Here is a 6455-nt window from a genome sequence, read left to right on the forward strand (position 1 = left end):
CTTATCCGAAGGCGGCTTAAATAGCCAGCAAGATACAAGATTGATGGAGTATAAAAATGGGAAAAATTATTGGTATTGACTTAGGAACAACAAACTCCTGTGTCGCAGTGATGGAAGATGGTAAAGCTCGCGTTATCGAAAACAGCGAAGGCGATCGCACTACGCCATCAATCATTGCTTTTACAAAAGATGATGAAGTATTGGTCGGTCAGTCTGCTAAACGTCAGGCCGTTACTAATCCAAACAATACACTGTACGGTATCAAACGTTTGATTGGCCGTAAGTTTAAAGAAGATGTGGTTCAACGCGACATCGACATGGTGCCTTATAAAATCGTTGAAGCAGACAATGGCGATGCCTGGGTTTCTGTTAACGATAAAAAAATGGCGCCACCAGAAATTTCAGCTCGTGTTCTGATGAAAATGAAGAAAACAGCTGAAGAATTTCTAGGTGAAGAAGTGACTGAAGCCGTTGTTACTGTACCTGCTTACTTCAACGACTCACAACGTCAGGCTACGAAAGACGCAGGTAAAATTGCCGGTCTGGAAGTCAAACGTATTATCAACGAACCAACCGCTGCAGCACTGGCTTACGGCATGGACAAAAAACGCGGTGATTCTACCGTGGTTGTTTATGACTTAGGTGGTGGTACATTCGACGTATCAATTATTGAGATTGCTGATATTGAAGGCGAACACCAGTTTGAAGTATTAGCGACTAACGGTGATACCTTCTTAGGTGGTGAAGACTTTGACCAACGCATCATTGATTATTTAGTAGCTGAGTTCAAGAAAGATCAAGGCGTTGATCTGGCGAAAGATCCATTGGCTCTGCAACGTCTGAAAGACGCGGCTGAAAAAGCGAAGATTGAACTGTCTTCAAGCCAGCAAACAGATATTAACCTGCCTTACATCACAGCTGATGCATCAGGTCCTAAACACATGGAAATGCGTTTAACTCGTGCTAAGTTGGAATCGCTGGTTGAAGATCTGATTTCACGCAGCATGGAGCCATGTAAAATGGCACTGAAAGATGCTGGTTTATCAACATCTGAAATCAATGATGTCATTTTGGTAGGTGGCCAAACCCGCATGCCTAAAGTACAGGAAGCGGTTAAAGAAATGTTTGGTAAAGAGCCTCGTCGCGATGTGAATCCTGACGAAGCGGTTGCAGTGGGTGCTGCTATCCAGGCTGCTGTACTTTCAGGTGATGTGAAAGATGTATTGTTACTTGACGTAACACCTCTGAGCCTGGGTATCGAAACCATGGGTGGCGTGATGACCAAACTGGTTGAGAAAAACACCACGATTCCGACAAAAGCGAATCAAGTGTTCTCAACAGCAGAAGACAATCAGCCTGCGGTAACCATTCATGTGCTTCAAGGTGAGCGTGAAATGGCATCAGCGAATAAATCACTGGGTCGTTTTGACTTAGCGGATATTCCTCCTGCACCACGTGGTACACCACAAATCGAAGTTACATTTGATATTGATGCTAACGGTATCCTCAATGTATCGGCAGCTGATAAAGCAACAGGCAAAAAACAATCTATCGTGATTAAAGCCTCTAGCGGTTTATCAGATGACGAAGTTGAGAAAATGGTGAAAGATGCAGAAGCGCATGCGGATGAAGATCGTAAATTCCACGAGCTTGTCACTGCACGTAACCAAGCTGATGCATTGATTCACGGCACAGAAAAATCACTCAAAGATTTGGGTGATAAAGTTGAAGCTGATGAAAAAGAAAAAATTGAATCAGCGATTGCCGCTTTACAAGAAGCTATTAAAGGCGAAGACAAAGACGATATTGAAGCGAAAACAGCCGCTTTAAGTGAAGTCGCTGGCAAACTGGCAGAACGTGCATACGCTGAAAATGCGGAAGCAGGTGCTGCAGATGCCGGCCAAGCTGATAATGCGAAAGCAGGTGATGATGTTGTCGACGCTGAGTTTGAAGAAGTCGACGACGACAACAAAAAATAATCTTTAACGAGATTATGTCGAGCATGGCAAACAGGCGTCAGGAATCTCCGGCGCCTGTTTTGTCGTTTTAGGTAGTTGGGAAAAAGAATAATGGCCAAAAAAGACTATTACGAAGTTTTAGAATTATCACGCACGGCGACCGAAGCTGAAATTAAAAAAGCCTATCGTCGCATGGCGATGAAATATCATCCGGACAGAAACCCTGATGATGCTGAAGCGGAGTCCAAGTTTAAAGAAGCCAAAGAAGCCTACGAAATTTTATCTGACAGCCAAAAGCGTGCCGCTTATGATCAATTTGGTCATGAAGGTGTGGATCAGTCCATGGGCGGTGGATTCAGAAGTAGTGGCGGCTTCAGCGATATTTTTGGTGATGTATTTAATGATATTTTCGGCGGTGGAGGTGGTGGTCGGCAGCAAGCCTATCGCGGCGCTGATTTAAGATATCGTCTAGATTTGTCATTAGAAGATGCCGTTGCTGGAACCACGGCGAAGATTCGCATTCCAGTGAATGTAGAATGTAAAACCTGTGATGGCTCCGGAGCGAAGAAAGGCACACAGCCTGTTACTTGTACAACCTGTGGTGGTCATGGTCAGGTGCGTATACAGCAGGGATTCTTTACTATGCAACAACCGTGTCCTCATTGTCGGGGCACAGGTAAGATGATTAAAGAACCTTGCCCAGACTGTCATGGTGAAGGGCTGGTTCAAGAAGAAAAAACACTACAAGTAAAAGTGCCCGCAGGTGTCGATACCGGCGACCGTATTCGTCTGGCGGGTGAAGGTGAAGCAGGAACCCACGGTGCACCAGCGGGTGATCTCTATGTAGAAGTATCGGTAAACCGTCATGATGTGTTTACCCGGGACGGCACAAACTTATTCTGCGACGTACCATTAAGTTTTGTGACGGCAGCATTGGGTGGTGAAGTGGAAGTGCCGACCTTAGAAGGTAAGGCCAATCTGAAGATTCCTGAAGGCACGCAAACCGGTCAGCAATTCCGACTTAAAGGTAAAGGTGTGCAATCAGTTCGTGGCGGTGCAACTGGTGATCTTTTATGCCGGGTTATCATTGAAACACCGGTAAAATTATCAAAAAAACAGAAAGAATTACTGCAAGAGTTTGAGGGCGATCTGAAAGGCGGCGGTGAAAAACACAATCCGAAACATAGCTCTTGGCTGGATGCGGTAAAACGTTTTTTTGAATAATATGATGCGTTGACATCATTAGGCGAAATGAAAAAGGAATAATTATGGCAACTAAGATTGCGATTAATGGCGCTGCTGGCAGAATGGGGCGCTGTCTGATTCAGGCTGTAGAACAGACTGAGGGCTTGGAGCTCAGCTCAGCTATTGATCGCGCCGATTCTTCGTTAATCGGTGCTGATGCTGGTGAAGTTGCTGGCGTTGGAAAATTAGGTATTGCGATTAGCTCGGATATCGAACAAGCCACAAAAGACTCTGACATCATTATTGATTTCACCCTGCCTGAAGTGACCATGGCTTTATTGCCTGCCTGTGTTGCGAACCAATGCCGACCCGTTATCGGCACAACCGGCTTTGATGCAGAGCAAAAACAAGCCATTGAAGACGCGTCTAAGCAAGTTGCTACCATTCTGGCACCGAATATGAGTGTTGGGGTCAATCTGTCATTGAAATTATTAGATATTGCCGCCCGGGTATTGGGTGATGATGTTGATATCGAAATAGTTGAAGCCCACCACCGTCATAAAGTTGATGCGCCATCTGGTACCGCATTACGCATGGGAGAAGTGGTTGCTGACGCTTTAGGTCGTGATCTTAAACAATGTGCTGTTTATGGTCGTGAAGGTCGAACGGGTGAACGTGACAGAAATACGATCGGTTTTGCTACGGTTCGTGCGGGCGATATTGTTGGCGATCACACGGTCATGTTTGCAGCAGAAGGTGAACGGGTTGAAATTACCCATAAAGCCTCAAGCCGTATGACGTTTGCTTTTGGTGCCATGCGAGCATCTAGCTGGTTAATGCAAAAGCAAAATGGTTTGTTTGATATGCAGGATGTATTGGGTTTATCTTAAAATCGGCTTTTCAACATTCAGCCCAGTATTTTATTCCTGCTATCCGGTTTAATCTTTTTATACCCTGCCTTGGGCAGGGTATTGTACTTTCCTCTTAACTTACTTATATAATCAAGCCATTAATAATCAATGGATTGGATTGATGGCAGCTCATGCTCAGATTCTCATAGTCGATGATGTTCCTGACAACATTCAGGTCGCTATGAGTTTACTGAGAGAAGACAGTTATGAATTCTCTTTTGCTAATAATGGTGAAAAAGCATTATCAATCCTTGATAAAGGTGATGCTGATTTTTCCCTGATTCTGCTCGATATCATGATGCCAGGGATGGACGGCTATGAAACCTGTAAACGTATAAAAAGCCGAGCCCAGTACCACGATATTCCTATCATTTTCCTCACAGCTAAAGCCGATGTTGACTCTATTGCAAAGGCATTTCAGGCTGGCGGGGTCGATTATGTGACCAAACCTTTTCATGCGGCTGAGCTATTAGCACGTGTCAGAACCCACGTTCAGTTATATCAAACCAAAAAATGGCTTGAGCAGCAAAATATTGATCTTGAAACAAAATCTCGTTTTGCTCAGGCCCGGTTATTATCAGAACTAGAAAACAGCCAAAAAGAGTTAATCTGGTTTTTAACTGAATTAATGGAATCCACATCGGATGAAACCGGTAAGCATATACGCCGTGTAGCAGAGATTTCATCATTATTAGCCAAACTACATCCGACATTAACGGATATGGATGCAGAAACCCTCTACCATGCGTCACCGATGCATGATATCGGCAAGATGACAGTACCTCATGAGATTCTTCATAAGCCAGGAAAATACACACCAGAAGAATTTGAAATCATGAAGTCGCATACCACAAACGCCTATAAGTTACTGTCAGGCTCCAAACGTAAATTAATTAAATCAGCAGCGATTATTGCGCATCAACATCATGAAAAGTGGGATGGTAGTGGCTATCCGCGAGGCTTAAAAGGCGATCATATTCACATTTATGGTCGTATCGTTGCCTTAGCGGATGTGTTTGATGCCTTGACTCATCAACGCTGTTATAAACTCGCCTGGCCTGTGAATGAGGCTATTGAGTTCATTAAGGAACAACGTGGTATTCATTTTGATCCTGAATTAGTGGATTTGATGGTACAGAATCATGATCAGTTTGCTGAAATAGTGAAATAGAAGCGTATAAGATGAATCATGATTTGATAACAAAAAGAACGATGTTTATTACTCTGTTCTTTCTGTTATTCAATGTGCTTGTTACTTTGTTTAGTTCGACTGCTATGGCGAATAATGAAGCGGTTAAAACACAGTATCAGACACCGATATTATTAACACAGGAAGAAAGTGACTGGATAAAAACGCATCCAGTAGTGACCGTCGGGGGAGGAACTGAGTGGCCACCCTACGATTTTGTTGATTCGAAAGGGCAATATCAGGGTATAGCCAGAGATTATCTTAATATTATTTCATCGTTAACCGGTTTGAAATTCAAATATGAAGAGACTGGTAGCTGGCGCGACCACCTTAAACAGTTTGTGGCAGGGGAAATTGATTTATTACCTGCTGTATTTATGACACAAGAAAAGTCTTCATATATGACTTTTTCCAGTCCGTATCATGAAGTAATAGAGTATTTTTTTATTCGCAGTGATATCAAGCTGGATAACAAAAACTCTTTGGATAATTTACGGGTCGCTTTGCCGAGAGAAGACTCCCGAATCAGTACGATTAAACGTTATTTCCCCGAACTTAATATCATTAAAACCGATACAGCAGAGCAGGCTATTCAGCTGGTATTAAGTGGCAAAGCAGACTTGTTGTATGACTACTATGCGGTTTTAAGCTACCAACTTGAGAGACAAGGGATTACGAATATCGAACCCTTACAGTCAACACGCTATTTAGGCAGTGAGAATCTCTATATGGCTACACAGAAGTCTGAGCCCGTGTTGTCATCCATTATTGATAAAGGCTTACTGGCGCTCTCTGCTATTCAAAAACGCAGTATTGATGATAAATGGTTCAAACGAAATATTGTTGCAGAGGGCGTATCTAAAAATATTAGGGGCTGATCCAGATAATACTTAAAAAGGTATTATCTGAGCATGAGAAAAAGCCGATTGAGCTGGTACAAGCAACAGCGATTAATTGAGTTATTTGTAGGGGGAGTAACAGCCCGCACCGCAGCATCTTTAGTTGGTGTGAATGTGAAAACAGCCATTGGCTATTTTCAACGTTTAAGGACGTTGATTTATGAGCATAGTGAACACCTTGAATTATTAGAAGGTGAGATCGAAGCTGATGAAAGTTATTTCGGTGGCAGTCGCAAAGGTAAGCGAGGCCGAGGGGCTGGAGGTAAAGTACCGGTGTTTGGCCTGCTAAAGCGCAATGGCATGGTATTTACGG

At 43.4% G+C, this 6455-nt stretch carries 6 protein-coding genes; all 6 read left to right on the forward strand.

The features are described from left to right. The first annotated feature begins 56 nt into the window (after positions 1-56). Positions 57-1979: a molecular chaperone DnaK gene (gene dnaK / locus BM232_RS13185; RefSeq protein WP_091715569.1), complete on the forward strand. Its 1923-nt coding sequence runs from the start codon at positions 57-59 to the stop codon at positions 1977-1979. A gap of 90 nt (positions 1980-2069) precedes the next feature. After that, complete coding sequence (dnaJ, locus tag BM232_RS13190) at positions 2070-3182, forward strand: molecular chaperone DnaJ (protein WP_091715572.1); 1113 nt, start codon at positions 2070-2072, stop codon at positions 3180-3182. A 44-nt stretch (positions 3183-3226) separates the two neighbouring features. After that, positions 3227-4033: a 4-hydroxy-tetrahydrodipicolinate reductase gene (dapB, locus tag BM232_RS13195; RefSeq protein WP_091715574.1), complete on the forward strand. Its 807-nt coding sequence runs from the start codon at positions 3227-3229 to the stop codon at positions 4031-4033. A 142-nt stretch (positions 4034-4175) separates the two neighbouring features. After that, positions 4176-5225, forward strand: coding sequence for an HD domain-containing phosphohydrolase (locus BM232_RS13200; RefSeq protein WP_091715576.1), 1050 nt, complete (start codon positions 4176-4178; stop codon positions 5223-5225). 11 nt (positions 5226-5236) lie between these two features. Then, positions 5237-6121, forward strand: a complete 885-nt coding sequence (locus BM232_RS13205) for a transporter substrate-binding domain-containing protein (protein ID WP_091715578.1) — start codon at positions 5237-5239, stop codon at positions 6119-6121. A 33-nt stretch (positions 6122-6154) separates the two neighbouring features. Continuing rightward, the coding region (locus BM232_RS13210) for a transposase (RefSeq protein WP_143092277.1) at positions 6155-6455 on the forward strand (301 nt) is incomplete at its 3' end.

The sequence above is a fragment of the Methylophaga sulfidovorans genome (assembly GCF_900114205.1).
Taxonomy (GTDB): Bacteria; Pseudomonadota; Gammaproteobacteria; order Nitrosococcales; family Methylophagaceae; genus Methylophaga; species Methylophaga sulfidovorans.